17 protein-coding genes are annotated in these 20482 nt (G+C 64.9%); 14 read left to right on the forward strand and 3 right to left on the reverse strand.

All coding sequences use genetic code 11. The features are described from left to right. Nucleotides 1-223: 223 nt before the first annotated feature. A complete protein-coding gene (locus CO669_RS05760; RefSeq protein ID WP_097658772.1) occupies nucleotides 224-643 on the reverse strand; it encodes a lipase chaperone in 420 nt (139 codons plus the stop codon). 179 nt (nucleotides 644-822) lie between these two features. On the opposite strand from CO669_RS05760, the gene CO669_RS05765 reads away from it, so the two are divergent. After that, the gene (locus tag CO669_RS05765; protein ID WP_097658773.1) at nucleotides 823-1473 is read left to right on the forward strand and encodes a trimeric intracellular cation channel family protein; all 651 of its coding nucleotides are present in this window, start codon (nucleotides 823-825) and stop codon (nucleotides 1471-1473) included. A gap of 43 nt (nucleotides 1474-1516) precedes the next feature. Here CO669_RS05765 and CO669_RS05770 read toward each other — a convergent pair whose 3' ends face one another. Then, nucleotides 1517-2731, reverse strand: coding sequence for a c-type cytochrome (locus CO669_RS05770; RefSeq protein ID WP_097658774.1), 1215 nt, complete (start codon nucleotides 2729-2731; stop codon nucleotides 1517-1519). A 282-nt stretch (nucleotides 2732-3013) separates the two neighbouring features. Between CO669_RS05770 and CO669_RS05775 the strand changes: the two genes are divergently transcribed. The 12 genes from CO669_RS05775 (at nucleotide 3014) to CO669_RS05830 (ending at nucleotide 19268) form a co-directional block, all read left to right on the forward strand. Then, nucleotides 3014-6505 (forward strand): indolepyruvate ferredoxin oxidoreductase family protein, encoded by a 3492-nt coding sequence (locus CO669_RS05775; protein ID WP_097658775.1) that lies wholly within the window; start codon nucleotides 3014-3016, stop codon nucleotides 6503-6505. Between the two features lie 107 nt (nucleotides 6506-6612). Further along, complete coding sequence (locus tag CO669_RS05780) at nucleotides 6613-6816, forward strand: hypothetical protein (RefSeq protein ID WP_097658776.1); 204 nt, start codon at nucleotides 6613-6615, stop codon at nucleotides 6814-6816. Nucleotides 6817-7004: 188 nt separating this feature from the next. Further along, nucleotides 7005-8021, forward strand: coding sequence for a hypothetical protein (locus CO669_RS05785; protein ID WP_198963855.1), 1017 nt, complete (start codon nucleotides 7005-7007; stop codon nucleotides 8019-8021). 5 nt (nucleotides 8022-8026) lie between these two features. Further along, nucleotides 8027-8551, forward strand: coding sequence for a DUF4262 domain-containing protein (locus CO669_RS05790; RefSeq protein WP_245444181.1), 525 nt, complete (start codon nucleotides 8027-8029; stop codon nucleotides 8549-8551). Between the two features lie 1359 nt (nucleotides 8552-9910). Beyond that, nucleotides 9911-11068 (forward strand): thiolase family protein, encoded by a 1158-nt coding sequence (locus CO669_RS05795; protein ID WP_018322309.1) that lies wholly within the window; start codon nucleotides 9911-9913, stop codon nucleotides 11066-11068. Next, nucleotides 11068-11457, forward strand: a complete 390-nt coding sequence (locus CO669_RS05800; protein WP_097658779.1) for a Zn-ribbon domain-containing OB-fold protein — start codon at nucleotides 11068-11070, stop codon at nucleotides 11455-11457. Before CO669_RS05795 ends, CO669_RS05800 begins: the two co-directional genes overlap by 1 nt. A 249-nt stretch (nucleotides 11458-11706) precedes the next feature. Next, a complete protein-coding gene (locus CO669_RS05805; RefSeq protein ID WP_097658780.1) occupies nucleotides 11707-12567 on the forward strand; it encodes a MaoC family dehydratase in 861 nt (286 codons plus the stop codon). Nucleotides 12568-12712: 145 nt separating this feature from the next. Beyond that, entirely contained in the window at nucleotides 12713-13591 is an 879-nt protein-coding gene (locus CO669_RS05810; RefSeq protein WP_198963856.1) for an SDR family oxidoreductase, read from the forward strand. A gap of 105 nt (nucleotides 13592-13696) precedes the next feature. Further along, a complete protein-coding gene (locus tag CO669_RS05815; protein WP_097658782.1) occupies nucleotides 13697-14650 on the forward strand; it encodes a dihydrodipicolinate synthase family protein in 954 nt (317 codons plus the stop codon). A gap of 4 nt (nucleotides 14651-14654) precedes the next feature. Then, nucleotides 14655-15470: an NUDIX hydrolase gene (locus tag CO669_RS05820; RefSeq protein ID WP_097658783.1), complete on the forward strand. Its 816-nt coding sequence runs from the start codon at nucleotides 14655-14657 to the stop codon at nucleotides 15468-15470. A gap of 77 nt (nucleotides 15471-15547) precedes the next feature. After that, on the forward strand, nucleotides 15548-16462 hold the full coding sequence (locus tag CO669_RS05825) for a DMT family transporter (RefSeq protein ID WP_097658784.1): 915 nt from the start codon (nucleotides 15548-15550) through the stop codon (nucleotides 16460-16462). A gap of 118 nt (nucleotides 16463-16580) precedes the next feature. Continuing rightward, nucleotides 16581-19268 carry a PAS domain S-box protein gene (locus tag CO669_RS05830; RefSeq protein ID WP_097658785.1) on the forward strand — a complete coding sequence of 896 codons (2688 nt, stop codon included), beginning with the start codon at nucleotides 16581-16583 and terminating at the stop codon, nucleotides 19266-19268. Between the two features lie 102 nt (nucleotides 19269-19370). Here CO669_RS05830 and CO669_RS05840 read toward each other — a convergent pair whose 3' ends face one another. Next, a complete protein-coding gene (locus CO669_RS05840) occupies nucleotides 19371-19724 on the reverse strand; it encodes a GrlR family regulatory protein (protein WP_245444183.1) in 354 nt (117 codons plus the stop codon). Between the two features lie 251 nt (nucleotides 19725-19975). Here CO669_RS05840 and CO669_RS05845 point away from each other — a divergent pair, with 251 nt between their 5' ends. After that, nucleotides 19976-20455, forward strand: a complete 480-nt coding sequence (locus CO669_RS05845; protein WP_097658978.1) for a hypothetical protein — start codon at nucleotides 19976-19978, stop codon at nucleotides 20453-20455. The last annotated feature ends 27 nt before the right edge of the window (nucleotides 20456-20482 follow it).

The raw sequence follows: 20482 nt of genomic DNA on the forward strand, positions 1-20482 counted from the left end.
CAAACTAGAAGACGAAATAATAAAAACAAAAAGAAGAGCGGCGAGACCTGAGTCCCGCCGCTCTCTCATCCCTCGGTGTCATGCCCCGCGAAGGCGGGGCATCCAATACGCCGCGGCGTCTCTGTTCGATAGCCGCTGCCTCGGAGTACTGGATCGCCCGGTCAAGCCGGGCGATGACAGTTGTGTGTTCTGCGACGACAGTTGCGTCGTTACTTGCGCATCGTTACTTGGCGCCCTCAGTCGGCGGAGCCGGATCCGGCTTGGCTGCCGGCATATCCGTCGGCGCTGCCGGCTTGCTCGGCGCTGCACCCGTGGTCACGCCCGGCTCGGTGTTGGCGCGCGGCGTCACGTCGCGCATGCCGGGAGGCGCGGCCGGATTGGTGGCAGGCGCCTGCTGTGCGGTCTGCGTCGCCGGCGGGTTGCTGGCCTGGTTGCCGTTGGTCGTATTGTTCAGGCCGTAGAACACGGCACCCAGCACCAGTGCAATCGCAACGGCGAATAACGCAACCTTGCCGCTGGAGGCGGGGCCTTCGCCAAGCTCGGGATCGACCTGAAGGTCTGCATCCCGGCGCGCCGCGCGAAGATACTCATCGTCGGCGAGGTTGGCGCGGTACGGATCGTTGGGAAAACGGTCGTCAGCCATGGATTGGGTCTCCTCGGTTATGACGCCCGGACAACCCGTGGATGCGAGATTCTGTTCCGCGTCTCCTCATGCTTTCGTCGCATGTTGCCCTGCCGCCGGGAATCGGGAACCTCTTGTTTCCGGGAATGGACCCGGGTTCCATGGTTGCGACGAGGGTACAAGCACAAGGGAACAGGGCAATGTGGACTCTGCCGCCGAGCGATACCGTGCTGCATTTCCTGTCGCTGGTTGCGATCGCCGCTCAGGGCATGACGGCTGCACTCGCGGCCGGACGCCGCAGCATGGACTGGCTGGGTGTGTGCTTCCTCGGCTGCATCACCGCGCTCGGCGGCGGCACGTTGCGCGATCTCTTTCTCGGGCACTATCCGCTGGTTTGGGTCGCCAATCCGATCTATCTGGCGCTGGCTGGCGGAGCGGCCTTCCTCACCATCCTGTTTGCGCGTCTGGTGCACCGGCTGAAGGTCGCCTTCCTGGTGCTCGACGCCATCGGGCTCGTCGTCTTCACCATGGCCGGCTGTGACGTCGCCTGGCAGATGGATGCCTCGCTGCCGATCGTCATCGTCTCCGGCATGGTGACGGGCTGCGCCGGCGGCGTCTTGCGCGACGTGCTCTGCAACGACGTGCCGCTGCTGTTTCGCTCCGAGCTCTACGCCAGCGTCTCGGTGGTGACGGGCCTGTTCTACGCCACCGCGTTCGGCCTCAAGCTCCATGCCGAGCTCTGGACCCTCCTGACTTTCGCGCTCGGCATCAGCCTCCGCCTGCTGGCGGTGCGCTACAAATGGGAGATGCCGAAATTTGTCTTCACGGAGGATGAGGACAAGCAGCGGTGATTTCGCCCCGTTCTATCCCTGCTGACGAGGAGGCCGCGGCGAGCTACTCCTGCTTCCTTGCCTTCGCCACTTGCGCCGGCGTCACCATCAGCCCGGCATTGCCCCAGGAGTTGCGGATGTAGTTCGTCACCGCCGCGATGTCCTCGTTGGACAGCTGCCTGGCATAGCCCGGCATCTCGCCGGTGTTGGGCGCACGCGCTGTGGTCACGGTATGGGCGCCGTCGAGGATGATGCGCAAGGTGGAGGACGGATTGATCGATTGCAGCAGCGCATTGCCGGGCAGCGGCGGATAGATTCGCGGCGCGCCCGAGCCGTCGGCCTCGTGGCAGGCGATGCAGAACTTCGCGTAGACGGCCTGGCCGGCCTTCATCTCGGCTTCGTCAGGCGGTGTGACGATGGTCTCGCGCCGCGCCGGCGGCAGGCTCTTCAGGTAGACCGCGATCGCGCGCACGTCGGCATCGCTCATCTTCGAGGTCGAGTTGACGATCACCTCGGCCATCGGCCCGCCGGCGTGGCTCCTGGCGTTGCGGCCGCTCTGCAGATATTCGGCGATGTCCTGTGCGCTCCACGACTGCAATCCGGTGCGCACCGCGCCATCGAGCCGCGGCGCGTACCAGCCGCCGAACTGGCTGCCTGCGAGGGCCTGCGCGGTCTTGTCCGCGCCGAAATAATTCTTCGGCGTGTGGCAGGCGCCGCAATGACCGAGCCCGGTGACGAGATAGCCGCCTCTGTTCCAGGCCGCGCTCTTGCTCTGGTCCGGCTCGAACAGGCCGGGCTTGAAATACATGGCGTTCCAGACCCGCATCAGGCCGCGATAGCCGAACGGCCAGCGCAGCTCCGGCGGCTTGTTGCGGTTCGCGACAGGCGCGAGCGTGCCGAGATAGGCGCGGATCGCCAGCGTGTCGTCCTTCGTCATCTTCGTGAAGTAGGGATAGGGGAAGGCCGGGTAATAGTTCGAGCCGTCGGGCGCGATGCCGCCGCGCACCGCGCGCACGAAGTCCGCGTCCGTCCACGCGCCGATCCCGGTGTCGCGGTCCGGGGTCAGGTTCGGCGCATAGATCGCGCCGAAGGGCGTGTCGATACGCTTGCCGCCGGCGAACGGCTTTGCGGGATCCGCGGTGTGGCAGCCCGCGCAGTCGCCTGCGTCGACCAGCGTCTTGCCATAGGCGATCAGCTCCGGCGACGGCTCGGCCGCGCTTGCAATCGCACTGCACAACGCCAAACCGGCAACAGCCAAGCCAGTCAGAATCGTCCGCATCGAAGCCTCTCCTGCGACCAATCGCCCGCATCCGGCATGGCGGGCGCGTCATTCATTTCGCCACAGTGGGGGTAGGGTGACACAAATTGAAAACGGCATGCGTGTTTCAGGCCACGAAGTTGCGATTTTTACCCAAGCCTTCCTTTGGTCCAGATTTGTGATGCGCCGCGTTAAATATCCGACATAGAGTGGCGGAATTGGTCGGCGCGCCCTAGCTAAAAACAACGGGAAGGCAACGGCTTAAGTCAGCAAGACCTGAACAGGGCGTGGAAAGAGGACAGCATGGGCATCAACCAGGGTCCGATCAGTCTCGATCAAAAATACACCCAGGAAACCGGGCACGTCTTCACCACGGGCATCCAGGCCCTGGTCCGCTTGCCCATGGCCCAGATCCGGCGCGACCGCGCGGCGGGACTGAACACTGCAGGCTTCATCTCCGGCTATCGCGGCTCGCCGCTCGGCGGCTACGACCAGCAGCTCTTCGCCGCGCGAAAGCACCTGGAGCAGTACAACATCAAGTTCCAGCCTGGCGTGAACGAGGATCTGGCGGCGACCGCGGTCTGGGGCTCGCAGCAGCTCAACCTCTCGCCCGGCGCCAAATACGACGGCGTGGTCGGCATCTGGTACGGCAAAGGCCCCGGCGTCGACCGTTGCGGCGACGTGTTCCGCCACGGCAACGCCGCAGGCTCGGCCAAGAACGGCGGCGTGCTCTGCCTCGCCGGTGACGACCACGGCGCGAAATCCTCCACCGTCCCGCATCAGTCCGACCATGCCTTCATGTCGGCGCTGATGCCCTACCTCTATCCCTCGAGCATCCACGAGATGATCGAGATGGGCCTGCTCGGCATCGCGATGTCGCGCTACTCCGGCTGCTGGGTCGGCATGAAGGTGATCACCGAGACGGTGGAGACCACCGCCGAGATCGACCTCACCGACGAGATGAAGCCCTTCATCATCCCCGCCGATTTCGAGCTGCCGCCCGGCGGCCTCAATCTGCGCTGGCCCGACGACCGCTTCGAGCAGGACCGCCGCCTGCAGGACTACAAGGGCTTTGCCGCGATCGCCTTTGCGCGCGCCAACCGGGTCAACCGCGTCACCATGGATTCCCCGAACGCGCGGTTCGGCATCATGGCCTCCGGCAAGAGCTACGAGGACGTCCGCCAGGCGCTGCGCGAGCTCGGGGTCACCGAAGAGGTCGCCGCGAAAATCGGCCTTCGCCTCTACAAGATCGGCATGCCCTGGCCGCTGGAGCCGGAAGGCGTGCATGAGTTCGCCGTCGGCCTGGAGGAAATCTTCATCGTCGAGGAGCGCCGCGAGATCGTCGAGAACCAGGTCAAGCAGGTGCTGTTCAACTGGCGCGACGACGTGCGCCCGCGCATCGTCGGCAAGATGGACGAGCACGACAAGCGCTTCCTGACCTTCGCCGCCGAGCTCAGCGTCGCCTCGCTCGCGACCTCGCTGACCGAGCGACTTCTCAAGCTCGATCTCAACCCCGAGATCGCCTCGATGCTCCGCGCCAAGGCCGACTGGTTCAACGGCCGCCAGGCGACCCAGATGCAGGCGGTCGCCCCTGTCTCCCGCACTCCGTATTTCTGCTCCGGCTGCCCCCACAACACCTCGACCAAGGTCCCCGAAGGCAGCCGCGCGCTCGCCGGCATCGGCTGCCATTTCATGGCGCTGTGGATGGACCGCTCGACCGAGACCTTCACGCATATGGGCGGCGAGGGCGTGCCGTGGGTCGGCATCGCGCCCTTCACCAACGAGAACCACATCTTCGCCAATCTCGGCGACGGCACCTATTTCCACTCGGGCCTTCTTGCCATCCGGCAGGCGGTGGCGTCCAAGACCAACATCACCTACAAGATCCTCTACAACGACGCCGTCGCCATGACCGGCGGCCAGCGCCACGATGGCGATCTCTCGCCGCAGCAGATCACCCATCAGCTCCACGCCGAAGGCATCCGCGAGATCTACCTGGTCTCGGAGGCGCCCGATGCATATCCCGCCGACACCATCGCGCCGGGCGTGAAGCTGTATCACCGCGACGAGCTGCAGAACGTCATGAAGATGTGCCGGGAGCACAAGGGCACGTCCGCGATCGTGTTCGTGCAGACCTGCGCCGCCGAGAAGCGCCGCCGCCGCAAGCGCGGCCTGATGGAGGACCCGGCGCGCCGCGTCATGATCAACCCGGCCGTCTGCGAAGGCTGCGGCGACTGCTCGGTGCAGTCGAACTGCATCTCGGTCGAGCCGCTGGAGACCGAGTTCGGCCGCAAGCGCGCGATCAACCAGTCCTCGTGCAACAAGGACTATTCCTGCGTGAAGGGCTTCTGTCCGTCCTTCGTCACCGTCGACGGCGGCAAGCCGCGCCACCGCGCGCCGGCGGAGCTTGCCGATATCGGCGCGCTGCCCGAGCCGACCTCGCGGCCGACACTTGAAAAACCCTACAACATCGCGGTCGGCGGTGTCGGCGGCACTGGCGTGCTCACCATCGGCGCGCTGCTCGGCATGGCCGCCCATATCGAGGGCAAGGCCTCGATGATCCTCGACATGTCGGGCTTGGCGCAAAAGGGCGGCGCGGTGCTCAGCCACGTCCGCCTGTCGGACCATCCGGCCGAGGTGACCTGCTCGCGCATCGTCACCGGCACGGCCGATCTCGTGCTCGCGGCCGACGAGGTGGTCGCGGTTGCCAAGGACACGATCTCGCTCTGCGACACCAGCCGCACCCGCGGCATCATCAACAGCCACGTCATTCCCACCGCCGATTTCGTCCTCAACCGCGACTTCAACTTCCAGACCCGCAAGCTGAACGGGCTCCTGGAAACGGCGCTGCACAAGGACTCCGTGTTCTTCGATTTCACCAAGCCGGCCGAGCAGCTGCTCGGCGACTCCATCGCCACCAACATGATGATGATGGGCTATGCCTATCAGAAGGGCCTGTTCCCGCTGTCGGCGGAATCGATCGAGCAGGCCATCGAGGTCAACGGCGTCTCGATCAAGATGAACAAGGAAGCCTTCCGCCTCGGCCGCCTCGCGGTCGCCGATCCCGCACGTCTTGCCGACATGCTGAAGGGGACCGACGAGGTGGTTGCGCCGAAGACGCTGGACGCGATGAGCCTCGACGAGGTCATCGAGCACCGCGCCAGGCACCTCACGGCCTATCAGAACGGCCGTCTTGCAAAACGCTATCGCAAGCTGGTCGACCAGGTTCGCGATGCCGCGGTGAAGGGCGGCTATGGCGATGCGCTGCCGCGCGCGGTCGCGGTGAACTACGCCAAGCTGCTGGCCTACAAGGATGAATACGAGGTCGCACGCCTGTTCAGCGATGGCGCCTTCGAAAAGCAGCTTCGCGACCAGTTCGAGGGCGACTTCAAGTTCAACTTCAATTTTGCCCCGCCAATTCTCGCCCGCGGCGTGGATGCGCTCGGCCGCCCGAAGAAGCGCGCCTTCGGCCCCGGCATGCTCAAGGTCCTGCGTGTCCTGGCAAAGCTCAAATTCCTCCGCGGCACGGCGCTCGACATTTTCGGCCGCAGCACCGACCGCAAGCTCGAGCGCGACCTGATCGCCGGCTACGAGAAGGACGTCACGACCGTGCTCGGCCTGTTGTCGCCGCTCACGATCGACACCGCGGTGGAGCTGCTCTCGCTGCCCGATCACATCCGCGGCTACGGCCCGGTGAAGGAGAAGGCGGTGGAGGATGCGAAGGTGCGCTACGCCCAGCTTGCCGCGGATCTCGCCAACCCGCCGCCGGCCCCGAGGCAGATCGCGGCGGAATAGGAACGCTCCCACTGAGCGGGTGGCTGACCCTCCACTGGCCCGAACTATCGTTCGGTTTGGTGTGTGGGGTCATCTGCTCGCTGACCAAATGATTTTGGGAGAGGGTCTTGTTCGCCGGCGGCCTCGCCGTTGCGACCTGTTTCCTGATGCTTCGTGCAGTGGCCCATGCCGGCTTCAGCTGGGACACCGAGATCGCCGTCCTTTGCCTGCTCGGCGCATTCCTCGGATGCCTGGTGCGCCCCGCGCTGAGTTTGGTCTATCGGCAAATCAGGTCCCGTAGCCCGGATGAAGCGAAGCGTAATCCGGGATAAATGCATCCGCGGGTGAACCCGGACTGCGCTTCGCTGCATCCGGGTGACGAGGCCGGCGATCGACCCCGTCCCGAACGCCGTCCCGCCATCGGCGCGTTTGACAGAAGTTGCGCTCGCGCGATACGAACAACCTTCGATAGTGAAGCGCGCCGGACATGAGACCGTGCGCTATTGCGGGACGGCGTTCGATGTCATTGCGCACTGTGTTGATTCTGTTTGTGGCCGTCGGCGTGCTGGCGGCGCTCGGAATGTTCTGGAATCAGCATGCCATCGAGCGCGTCATGCGCGATGGCTACGGCACCACCGGGAAGATCGTCTCGGCCGAAGTCACCTCGTCACGGTTTCCGTTCGTGTTTGACGGCGGCTGGCCGCGCTATGTCGACGAAAGTCTCTCGATCGGACTGCAGTGGACCGGAAAGGATGGCGTTCAGCGCGAGCGCACCGGCATTGCGGTCAGTGCCGTCTATGCGGCGCGGATTACGGTTGGCCAGCAGCTCAAGCTCGTGACTATCCCGATCCAGGCCGTTGACGACGATTCATCGCTTCCGGTCGTTGTCGAAGATCTCGACGATCATCTGAGCCATATCCGCTCCACGTCCAGATTTTTGCTGGCGGGAGCAGGCGCCTGCGCCGTGCTTCTGGTGCTCTTGATGGGATGGCAGGCATGGTCGGCGCGCCGAAGCGAGCCAGGGAGTGCCGCAATCGCCGCCGCATCCCGGCCCTTTCCCGTCATACTCGGGGTCCTGACCGCCGTGATGCTTCCGTTCGGCGGCTACATGCTGGTGACCTCCTATTTCGAACAGAGCACGTTGAAGGAGATCCTTGACCACGGCAATGAGATCACCGCGGACATCACCCGTGCCTATGGCGAGGTGAGCAAGGCCGGCGATGCTCCGAGCTATCTCGTCATCCTCGCGTGGGCCGACCGGAGCGGTCAACGGCAAACCTACGGACCGACCCATATCAGTTCGGCCTTCTGGCGGCAGATCACACGCAACGACGTCCAGACGGTGAGGCAAACCAAAATCCGTTATCTCCCCGGCAAGCCGGATGCACGTCCTCTCATCGTGGACGACGCGGCCGAACGCCAATACCAGGACAGCATCGGCATAAAGTCAGGCGCTGCGTTCCTCGCCTTCGGACTGATCCTGGCCGGCGTGACCGCGTTTCGCTATCGCGCTCGTCCGGCTGCGGTTGATAGGTGAGTAGGATGCCAGACCTGCGAAGGATGTTTACAGCCCTGGATGCTCCGCTGGATCGGCTCGACAAGCACGAGCAGAACTTCGTCGAGAACATCCGCAACCACGGCTGGTTCGGCACGCACGTCATGCCGGACAACGAAGGGCCGGGCTTTATCTACACGACCGGCCTCTGGCTGAAGTTCAACTTTCCGGAGGTGATCCTGTTCTCGATGCGACGACAAACCGCTCAGGATACGTTCTGGACGATCTACCGCGAGCTCGATGCAGGGCGGCGTCCGCCGATCGGCGAGCCGACGGATGCGATCTTCGAGAACGGTGCCGCGGTCTTTGCGCCGGTATCGTTGCGGCAATACCCGAACTACCTTGGCTGGAGCAGGTGGTTCTACGGCAATGACGAGTTCGAATGTCTTCAACTCGTGTATCCGGATCGCGACGGGCATTTTCCGTGGGCCGCGGAAGCATCCGATGAGTTCCGCGCTGCGCAGCCCGACTTGACGGAAGGCAACTGGTCGGGCTTACGAAAGGTGTCGTAGAGTGGGCAAAGGCGCAGCGCGCCGTGCCCATGACTCTCCATGATTGCGCAAAAGACGTGGGCACGCTTTGCTTTGCCCACCCTACGAGACTGAGGGAATAGACAATGCTTCCGCGGTCAGATGATCCTGAGAAACAGGCGAGGCTCCTCCGTTACGATTTGTCTGATCATGTTGCCTTCTGCGCGAAGACACGCCGATACGATCGCCATCTAAAGCATCATTTCATCAACATCGACGGTGTCATCAAATGGTATGTCCCTGAAGGGAGTACGTTTGATTTCGCAGAGCTTGTCTTGCGTGGCGCAGGTTTCTGGGTTGAGACGCGGCCGAGTCCCTCGTGCAATAGGGGGCTGGGTGACTACGAATTCGACGTGAACGCATGCCTAGCAATCGAAGGATGGAAATGTTTTTTGGCGTTGCGTCCGCCCAAACCTTATGATTATCGCGTGGTGGATCACATCCTCACGACGTGTGATTTTCTTTCAATAGGAGAACCCCGCTTACGGCCCGCTCGAGGGAGATGGTGGTTACTCGGTCGCTAGTCCACGCCGTACCACCATCCCTTGTGCTGCCCGTCGGGCAAAACACCCAATAGGCCGGTCAATCCATTGGCGCAAAAACATTTCGCTTTACCGGAATTCGGAATTGTCGTATCTCTCCGCCACCTCATCCCACTCAGAGGGGCGTATCGCGATCGTCACGAAACGCGGGGTGAGCGGCGGTGGACGCGGGCTGCGTCGCGCGGGGTATTGTCTCGTGCACGACGGACGTGGTCTTGCGTACGGCAAAATCGTGTGGTCCTGACGCCCGCAGGCTGGCGTCAAGTCTTGCGGGTCACTCGCAAGGCGACGGGGGCAATAGTGCATCGCTCCCCGGGGAGAGCGCGACATAAGCCGTAAAGCCACTGCGCAGGGAAGGCCGGATGTTCGGCTTCACCTGTATGCCGCTGTGCAGCCTCTTCTAGCGCAACCTTCGCACAGTGGACCGTGGGTGCCCGGCCGGCACCCGGTCTTCCCTGCGCCCTCTGTTTCCGGAGGGAAGCAAGACGGACGCAAAACTCGGGCGAACGCGCCGCGAGGATGCGATGGTGTGTCTGCGAGTTCGAGGCCGTAGGATGGGTAGAGCACTTGCGAAACCCATCACATTTCAGCATGCGAAGGCGAGTTGATGGGTTTCGCTTCGCTCTACCCATCCTACGGGCATTATGGCGGTGCGCTGCAGAGCCTGGACACGAGAGCGTCACATCACTTGCGCCAACCCGCTGCCCTCTCGCAGGGCGGAATATTTCCCCGCTTGCCAATCCGCCCGGTGCGGTTCAGAAAAAAGAGCCAAGAAGAAACGCGAGCGGAGACCTCTGTTTTGACCATCAAGGGCAAGGCCTACATTGCCGGGATCTATGAGCACCCGACCCGGCATGCGCCGGACAAATCCACCGCCCAGCTTCACGCCGAGGTCGCCAAGGGCGCGATCGAGGATGCCGGGATCAGCAAGGACGATGTCGACGGCTATTTCTGCGCGGGCGATGCGCCCGGCGGCGCCTGGCCGATGGTCGATTACCTCGGCCTGAACACCAAGAAACTGCGCCACGTCGATTCCACCGAGACCGGCGGCTGCTCCTACATCATCCATCTCGGCCATGCCGCCGAGGCGATCGCCGCGGGCAAGTGCTCGATCGCGCTGATCACGCTCGCCGGCAAGCCGCGCACCGGCGTGATGCCGCCGCGTGCGGCCGGTGCCGAGGTCGATTTCGAGTCCGCCTACGGCGCAACCACGCACAATGCCTATGGCATGTGTGCCATGCGCCATATGCACGACTATGGCACCACCAGCGAACAGCTCGCCTGGATCAAGGTCGCGGCCTCGCACCATGCGCAATACAATCCGCATGCGATGCTCAAGGACGTCGTCACCGTCGAGGACGTCCTGAACTCGCCGATGATCTCCGATCCCCTGCATCGGATGGATTGCTGCGTCGTCTCCGACGGCGGCGGCGCGCTGATCGTGACGACGCCCGAAATCGCCAGGAGCCTGAAGAAGCCGCTCGTGAAGCTGATCGGCCATGGCGAAGCGATGAAGGGCCCGCGCGGCGGCAAGGATCTCGATCTCACTTACTCGGCCGGAATCTGGTCCGGCCCGCGCGCGTTCGAGGAAGCCGGCATCACGCCGAAGGACATCAAATATGCCTCGATCTACGACAGCTTCACCATCACGGTGTTGATGCAGCTCGAGGACCTCGGCTTCTGCAAGAAGGGCGAGGGCGGCAAGTTCGTCGCCGACGGCAATCTGATCTCGGGCGTCGGCAAGCTGCCGTTCAACACCGACGGCGGCGGCCTCTGCAGCAACCATCCGGTCAACCGCGGCGGCATGACCAAGATCATCGAGGCTGTCAGGCAGCTGCGCGGCGAGGCGCATCCGAAGGTGCAGGTCAAGAATTGCGATCTCGCCATCGCCCATGGCACCGGCGGCCTCCTGGGTGTCCGCCACGCCGCCTCGACGGCCATTCTGGAGCGCGTGTGATGAGTGAAGCGAAGAAATATCCGGCACCGGTGACGAACCCCGAAACCGCCGCGTTCTGGGACGCCGCCAAAGAGGGCAAGTTCATGATCAAGCGCTGCACCGCGTGCGGCGAGGCGCATTACTTTCCGCGCTCGATCTGCCCGTTCTGCTACTCCGACAAGACGGTGTGGGAGGAGGCCTCGGGCGAGGGCACGATCTACACCTGGAGCCTGATGCGGAAGTCGCCGACTGGCCCTTACGCCATCGGCTACGTCACGTTGAAGGAGGGGCCGTCGGTGCAGACCAATTTCGTCGACTGCGATCTCACGTCGCTGAAGATCGGCCAGAAGGTGAAGGTGGTGTTCAAGCCGACCGACGGCGCACCGTTGCCGTTCTTCACGCCGGCCTGAGCCGAAGTTGCGTAGGGTGGGTAGAGCGAAGCGAAACCCACCGCCGCAGCCATGATGGGTTTCGCTGCGCTCTGCCCATCCTACGAAATCTCCGTTCTTCAATTTGTAGGACGGTCCTCATCCTGAGGAGCTTGCGAAGCAAGCGTCTCGAAGGTTGGCCACAACAAAGAAGCGTTTCGGGCATCCTCATCGTTCGAGACGGCGCAAGAGCGCCTCCTCACCATGAGGATGAGAACCAGAGGAAACAAAATGTCCGCCAGATACGAAGAGCTCAAAGCCCTCAAGAACCTCGGCCAGAAATACGCCTATACCGACCGCGAGGTGATGCTCTATGCCTACGGCATCGGCCTCGGCGCCGATCCCATGGACGAGAACGAGCTCGCCTTCGTCAACGAGGGCACGTTCACGCCGCGGCCGCTGAAGGTGGTGCCGACCTTCGCCTCCGTCGCCGCGTGGGGCTCGGGCCCGGGCGAGATGAACCTCAACCGCGTCATGGTGGTGGACGGCGAGCGCGACATCACCTTCCATCAGCCCCTGCCGGTGGCCGCCAACATCACGGCCGACTCCTCCGTCGTCGAGGTCTACGACAAGGGCAAGGACAAGGGCGTCGTCATCGCGCACCAGACCGTGCTGAAGAACGAGAAAGGCGAGAAGCTGGCAACGCTTGTGGCCTCGCGCTTCGCCCGCGGCGACGGCGGCTTCGGCGGGCCGAACCTGACCCAGCCCGATCCGCACAAGATCCCGTCGCGCGCGCCCGACAAGACCATCGACATCGTCACGCGCCCCGACCAGGCGCTGGTCTATCGCCTCTGCGGCGACCGCAACCCGCTGCACTCTGATCCCGAGTTTGCCAGGAAGGCCGGCTTTCCGCGTCCGATCCTGCACGGCATGTGCACCTACGGCATCACCTGCCGCGGCGTGCTGCAGACCTATGCCGACTACGACGCCAGCGCCTTCCGCCAGCATGTCGCGCGGTTCTCTTCGCCCGTCTATCCCGGCGAGACCGTGACCATGGACCTCTGGAAGGACGGCAACACGATCTCGTTCGAAGCCAAGGTGAAGTCGCGCGGCGTCACCGTGATCAAGAACGGCAAGACGGTGCTGGGTTAGCTGCCTCCGTCATTCCGGGGCGCGCGCAGCGCGAACTCTGGTGCGCAATCGCGCGCCTGAGAATCTCGAGCTACAACCTCTGGATTCCGGGTTCAGCGCTGCGCGCTGCCCCGGAATGACAATGATAAAACAGGGAGAAGCCACCATGGGACTACTCGACGGCAAGGTCGCGCTGATCACCGGCGCGGGCGGGGGGCTCGGTGAGGCCTACGCCAAACTGTTTGCGCGGGAAGGGGCCGCGGTCGTGGTCAACGATCTCGGCGGGCCCCGCGATGGTTCCGGCGCCGACACGTCGATGGCACAGCAGGTCGTGGACGCGATCAAGGCCGAGGGCGGCAAGGCGGTCGCCAACGGCGCCGACATCTCCACCATGGAGGGCGGCCAGTCGGTGTTCGACGACGCCATCAAGCATTTCGGCCGCGCCGACATCCTGGTCAACAATGCCGGCATTTTGCGCGACCAGACCTTTCACAAGGCCTCCGAGTCCGACTGGGACAAGGTCATCAAGGTCCACCTGAAGGGTACCTTTTGTTGCACCATGCCGGTGTTTCGCTGGATGCGGGAAAACGGCGGCGGCGTCATCGTCAACACCTCCTCGACATCGGGCCTGATCGGCAATTTCGGCCAGACCAATTACGGCGCGGCCAAGGGCGGCATCTGGGGCCTGTCCAACGTGCTCGCCATCGAGGGCCGCAAGTACAACATCCGGATCTGGACGCTGGCCCCGGGCGCCCTGACCCGCATGACCGCAGACCTGCCCCGCTATAAGGAGAACCCGGGGGCGGCGCTGGGGCCGGACGGCATCGCGCCGGCCGTGCTATACATGGTCAGCGACTTGTCGGGCGACCAGACCGGCAAGGTGCTGGGCGTGTCCGGGCCCCGCGGCGTGCGCGAGATGCGGATGATGGAAATGGAAGGCTGGAAACCGCCGCACGCGGGCTGGAAGGCCCAGGACGTCGTCGAGCATGCCAAGGAGATCTTCTTCTCCGAGGAGCAGATCAAGATGGGCGCGCGGAGGTTCTGATTCACTGTCGTTCCGGGGCTCGCGAAGCGAGAACCCGGAACCTCGAGATTCCGGGTTCGATGCTGCGCATCGCCCCGGAATGACAACAGAGAGAGACGAGGACTGATGAAACTCACCGCCGACGCCAAGGGCACTTTCGCAATCGCGCCGACGCCGTTCCACGACGACGGCCGGATCGACGAGCGTTCGATCGACCGCCTGACCGATTTCTACGAGGAGGTCGGCTGCGACGGCGTCACGGTGCTCGGCATCCTCGGTGAAGCCCCCAAGCTCGATGCCACCGAGGCCGAGCAGGTCGCGGTGCGCTTCGTCAAGCGCGCCAAGAAGATGCAGGTGATCGTCGGCGTCTCCGCGCCGGGCTTTGCGACCATGCGCTCGTTGGCGAAGGCCTCGATGGATGCGGGCGCGGCCGGCGTCATGATCGCGCCGCCGCCTTCGCTTCGCACCGACGACCAGATCACCGGTTATTTCAAGCAGGCGGCAGAAGCCATCGGCCCCGACATTCCCTGGGTGCTGCAGGACTACCCGCTGACGCTCTCGGTGGTGTTCACTCCCGCCGTGATCCGCAAGATCGTCATGGACAATCCGAATTGCGTGATGCTCAAGCACGAGGACTGGCCGGGCCTGGAGAAGATCACAACGCTGCGCGGCTTCCAGAAGGACGGCTCGCTTCGGCCGCTCTCGATCCTCTGCGGCAATGGCGGCACGTTCCTCGACTTCGAGATGGAGCGCGGCGCGGACGGTGCCATGACCGGCTACGCCTTCCCGGAGCTCCTGATCGACGTCGTCAACCTCTCCAAGGCCGGCAAGCGCGACGCCGCGCACGACCTGTTCGACGCGCATCTGCCGCTGATTCGCTACGAGCAGCAGCCCGGCGTCGGCCTGACCATTCGCAAATACGTGCTGCAGAAGCGCGGTATCATCGCATCCAGCGCGCAGCGCAAGCCGGGTGCGACGATCACGGCGACCGCGAAGGCGGAGGTCGAGTACCTGCTGTCGCGCGTCGCCCGCTTCGACAAGCGCGCCAATCTCGGCCCGCAATCCAGCGCCGCAGGCTAGTCGCATGGCCGAGACATCAGCATCACGCCCGGCGTCGACCATCCTCCTGCTCCGTGACGGAGCCAAGGCCGAGGGCAAGAGCCGCGGCGAGGTCGAGATCTTCATGATGGTCCGCCATCATCAGATCGAGTTCAACTCGGGCGCGCTGGTGTTTCCCGGCGGCAGCGTCGATGCCGGCGACAAGGAGATCGTCGCTCGCGCCGATCTGTATTCGGGCGGCGAGGGCCTCAGTGAATCGGATCGCGGCTTTCGCATCGCCGCGATCCGCGAGACCTTCGAGGAGAGCGGCATCCTGCTGGCGCGCGCAAAGGGGACGGGCACGCCTGTCGATGCCAGGCGTGCCGGCGAGATCGCGGACGCGCATCGCGTTGCGCTCAACGAGCACAAGATCAGCTTCCTGAAAATCCTCGAGGACAACGGCCTCCAGCTCGCGCTCGACACGCTGGTGCCGTATGCGCACTGGATCACGCCGGAGGGCATGCCCAAGCGCTTCGACACCTGGTTCTTCCTCGCGGCCGCGCCGCCCGACCAGCTCGGCGCCCATGACGGCCGCGAGTCCACCGACTCGATCTGGCTCTCGGCGCGCGAGGCGGTGGAGGGCGGCGAGAGCGGCCGTTTCAAGCTGCCGTTCCCGACCACGCGCAATCTGATCCGCCTCGCCAAGCAAGCCAGCGTGAAAGACGCGCTGGAGCATGCCAGGGGCCTGTCGATCGTCACGGTGATGCCGGTCATGACCAAGACCGAGACCGGCCGCCAGCTCCGCATCCCCCGCGAGGCCGGCTATGACGGCGAGGTGTTCGAGGTCGGGGCGGTCGGCTAGGACACTTCGACGCTTGGCGAAGTGTTGACGGCCGCAGCCGCGCTAGGTTCCGTTCATCGCGAAGGACGGAGCGGGCCATGGACACCAGGCAGGACACCAACATCGCGGGCGAGCTGGCGCTGCTGGTCGCGCTCGCGACGCTCTGGGGCGGCTCCTACACCTTCATCAAGCTCGGTGTCGCCACCATTCCGCCGATCACCCTGATCGCGGCCCGCACGACAATCGCCGGGCTGCTGCTGCTCGTCGTGATGTGGGCCCGGGGCATCAGGATGCCCAGCGATGCGGCGACCTGGCAGCGCTTCGCGTTCCAGGCCGTGCTCAACAGCGTTATCCCCTGGACGCTGATTGCCTGGGGCGAGCGCCATGTCGACGCCGCGCTCGCCACTATCCTCAACTCGGCCGGGCCGATCTTCACCTTCCTGCTCACCGCAATCGTCACCCGCCACGAGGCGACGATCCCGCGAAAGCTGTTCGGCGTGGTCGCCGGCATGGCCGGCATCCTGCTGATCGTCGGCACCGATGCCCTCCACGACATCGGCAGCGGCCTGCTTGCGGAAGCGGCCATCGTCGCCGCCACCATCTGCTATGCCTGCGCTGCGATCTTCGGCCGCAGCTTCAGGGGTCTCGATCCCATGGCGCCGGCCGCCGGCTCGCTGCTGGCCGGGGCCGCGGTCCTGATCCCGGCCTCGCTCGCGGTCGAGCAGCCCTGGACGCTGTCGCCCTCGCTCAGCTCCGTGCTGGCGCTGCTCGCGCTCGCCGTGTTCTCGACCGCCGCGGCGTTCGCGATCTATTTCCGCCTGATCCAGACCCTGGGCTCGGTCGGCACCACGGCGCAGGCCTATTTGCGCGTCCCGATCGGAGTCGCCATCAGCGTCGCCTTCCTCGGCGAGACCCTGAGCCGGACTGCCTGGATCGGGCTGGCCTGCGTCGTCCTCGGCGTCGCTGCCATGACGATCCCGGCCCGGCCGCAGCCGCGCGTCAAACCGTCATAGCCGCCGAAGGGGCTCCAAGACCGCCATATTAAGGATATTCCGCGCCCGGAGGCATGTTCCCCCCGGGCGGCAATACGTCGTATATTGGACCCCCAGTAGCCCGGTCCTCTCATCACCAATGTCCGCCGAATTGACGCCGATCCCTGAGAAAAAGCGAACCTTCTCGCTCTCCATCGGCCAGCTCACCTTCGGCAGCTTCCTGTTGGTGCTGGCCGTGATCATCGTCACCTCGACCGCGAGCGTGATCGCGATCCGGCACATCGACACGACCTTCGCCGAGCTGCAGCGGCTCCAGAGCGTCGGCGACCTCGCCGAGGACATCGACCGCCGCATGAACGAGTTGCGGCTTGCCGCGCGCGACTTCGTCACCGATCCCGGCGCCGGCATCCAGTTCAAGCAGGTGGGCGAGGCGGCCTCGACGCTCAGCGACATCCTGAAGAAGACCCGCATCGAGCTCGCGCCCGAGCAGCAGGACATGATCGACGGGGTCACCGAGCGGCTTGCGACCTACCGCACGGGCCTGGAACGGATCTCCACCCTGATCGACCGCCGCGCCCAGCTGCTCGCCGGCCTGCCGCCGCTGCGCGACCGGTTCGATAGGGCCGTCGCCGGCGCCGCCGACCGCGAACTGGCCTCGCGCCTGTCGGAGGCCCAGAGCCGCATCGCACTGGGGCTGCTCGCGCGCAATCCGTCCGCGGCCGAGCAGGCCGCCCAGAGCATGCGGGCACTGAACATCGGCGATGCCTCCCTGAGGTCGGCGGTGAACGATTATGCCGAGGCCATCATGGCCGTGGCCGTCCGCGAGCGGCAGATCGCCGACATCGACCGCGAGGTGCTGGGGACCGAGGGCCGGCTGATCGGCCGCGTCACCGAATTGCTGCGCGAGGTCAGCGACCGGCGCGGCCACGTGCTGTCGCGTGACTTTGCCCGAACGCTGACGGAGGCGCGATGGCAGAGCATCGTGCTCGGCAGCATCGGCGTCCTGATCGGCATCGGCGCGGCGTTGTTCGTGGTGCGCAGGACGGTCCGCCCGCTCGCCCAGATCGCACGCTCCATCCGCGCGCTCGCGGCGGGCCGGAAGGACACCTCGATCCCGTCGGCCGACCTCGACAACGAGATCGGCGACATCGCGCGGGCCGCCGAAGTGTTCCGCCGCGCGCTGGAGGAGGCCGACACGGCGCGCGAGGCGGCGGTGCGCGCGCTCACCGAGCAGCGCCTGGCGGAGGAGAGCTACCGCAAGCTGTTCGAAGGCTCGATCGACGGAATCTATGTGACGACGCCGGCCGGCGATCTCCTCAACGCCAATCCGGCGCTGGCGCGGATGATGGGCTATGACAGCCCGCAGCAGCTGATCGACAGCATCAACGACATCGCCCACACCATCTACGTCCATCCCGAGGCACGCGCCGAATACCAGCGGCTGATGGCGCGTGACGGCATGGTGCGCGAGTTCGAGTACCAGGTGCGCCAGCGCAGCGGCGACATTCTCTGGCTGTCCGACAGCGCCACCGGCGTGCGGGACGAAGCCGGCAACATCGTTCGTTACGAAGGCACGCTGCGCGACATCACCGACCAGAAGCGGGCGGAAGACGCCATCGCCGAAGGCCGTCGTCTGCTCCAGCAGGTCATCGACACCGTGCCCGCGGTGATCAACGTCAAGGACCGCGACCTGCGCTACGTGCTGATGAACCGCTACATGGCCGGCATCTTCGGCATCGAGCCGAGTGACGCGCTCGGCCGCACCACCGCGGACCTGATGTCGCGCTATGGCGCGGCCAAGACCGACGAGAACGACAAGCGGGTGCTCAATCTGCGCAAGGGGCTCGGCTTTTACGAGGAGGAGTACAAGGACGCTTCCGGCAACATGCGGCAATGGCTGGTCAACAAGCTGCCGCTGCTCGATGCCGAGGGCGAGATCGAGCGGATCGTCACCGTCGCGCTCGACATCGGCGAGCGCAAGCGCGGCGAGCAGGAGATGCGCAAAGCCAAGGAATCGGCCGAGACCGCGCTGCGCAACCTGCGCGAGACCCAGGCCTCGTTGATCGAAGCCGAGAAGCTGGCCGCGCTCGGGCGGCTGGTCGCCGGCGTCGCGCACGAGGTCAACAATCCCGTCGGCATCAGCCTCACGGTCGCCTCCGCGCTTGAGCGCAAGACCGCGTTGTTCACTTCCGAGGTCGAGCGCGGCGAGCTCCGTCGCTCCACGCTCAACGATTTCCTCAACACCAGCCGCGACGCATCCTCACAGCTCGTCTCCAACCTCAACCGCGCCGCCGAGCTGATCCAGTCGTTCAAGCAGGTCGCTGCCGACCGCAACTACTCTGACCAGCGCACCTTCGATCTCGGCGATCTCACCGAGCAGGTGGTGATGAGTCTGCGGCCGGGCTTGCGCAAGCACAATCTGACGCTCAACGTCGAGTGCCAGCCGGATCTGACCATGAACTCCTATCCCGGCCCGTACGGCCAGGTGCTGACCAATCTGTTTCTCAATTCGGTGGCGCACGCCTTCCCGGACGGCCGGCCGGGGACGATCGACATCCAGGTGCGCGAGTCCGGCAAGGACAATGTCGAGATTCTGTTCTCCGACAATGGCTGCGGCATGTCGCTCGACGTCCGCCGCCGTGCCTTCGATCCGTTTTTCACGACCCGGCGCGACCAGGGCGGCACCGGCCTCGGCCTGCACATCGTCTACAGCATCGTCACCAACCGGCTCGGCGGGCGGCTCGATCTCGATTCCGAACCGGGCGGCGGCACGCGCATCCAGATCATCCTGCCGCGCACGGCGCCGCTCGAGCAAGCTGCGGAATAGCGAGAGCGTTTTCGAGCGAAGTGGGGACCGGTTCGCGTCAAGAAAACGCGTCAAAACCAGAATCTGGAGCCCCGTTCCGATGCCATCGGAACGGAAAAGGCTTTAGTCGGCCTCAGCGAGCTTGTGCAGGGTGGCGCCGAAGATCAGGCTGGCCTTGCCGACCAGCGCCGTGCCGGTCATCTCCGCGCGCGTATCCGTGTAGGTCCCGCTGACACCGATGCCGACCGGAGCAGGGCCGCCGAACAGCGGATTGTCGTCGCCCCGCGGTGAGGTGTGCCGCTGCACCAGCACTTCGCCTTTGAAGGTCGTGCTGTCCTTCACCACGTAGCTGCCGGTGTAATAGAGGTAGGCATCGCCGCCAAGAATCTTGCCGTCGCGAAAAAGGATCACGCCGCTGCCCTTGCCGGCTCGACCATCGAGCAGGGTCACGTGAATTGAATAGAGGCCGTTCTTCATAACGTCCCGTAGGCCGGCCGCCATCGCCCAATGGCGTAACCGGTCCGGCTTTTATGCCAAAGCCGATCCAGTCGCGCAACGCGGCAGTTTGCCGGCCGGTCGCGGATACTGCCGCCGCGAGCCGTAGTTGTCCCGACTTGTGCGTGAGCCCTTATGGCGGCCTGATGTGGTGGCGAGGCCGGTCGGCGGCGAATCGGGATCGGCCCGCAACATGCATAACACTTGCTACACTGGCCGCAGGGGGCTGGATGATGAGCGACTGGATCGATTCCGGCGGCGATGAGCCGTGTCTGCACTCGGCGCATCCCACCAATCGCAATGACGAACGAACACGCCGGCGAATTGTGACAAGACTGGCAGGCGCGCTGGTTCTGGTCGCGCTCGCAGCGTCCTTCGGCCATGCGCGCGATCGTGGCCAGTTCGGCAGCACCAATGCGGACCTGAAAGCCTGGTTCGAGGGCTTGCGCAGCGGCAAGGGACCGTGCTGCTCCGATGCCGACGGTTCGGCGCTCTCGGATACCGATTGGGATAGCAAGGACGGGCACTACCGTGTCCGCCTGCCGCGCTATGGCACCGGGATCGAAGGCCAGCCCCAGGAGATCGTCTGGGTCGAGGTCCCCGACGAGGCCGTGATCTCCGAGCCGAACCGGGTGGGGCGCACCATGGTGTGGCCGATCTACGGCTACATGGGTGTCACCGTACGCTGCTTTATGCCCGGTAGCATGACGTAGCCGCGCTCGCCGGCAGGGCCGGCGAGG

The sequence above is a fragment of the Bradyrhizobium sp. Y36 genome (genome assembly GCF_002531575.1).
Classification (GTDB): domain Bacteria; phylum Pseudomonadota; class Alphaproteobacteria; order Rhizobiales; family Xanthobacteraceae; genus Bradyrhizobium.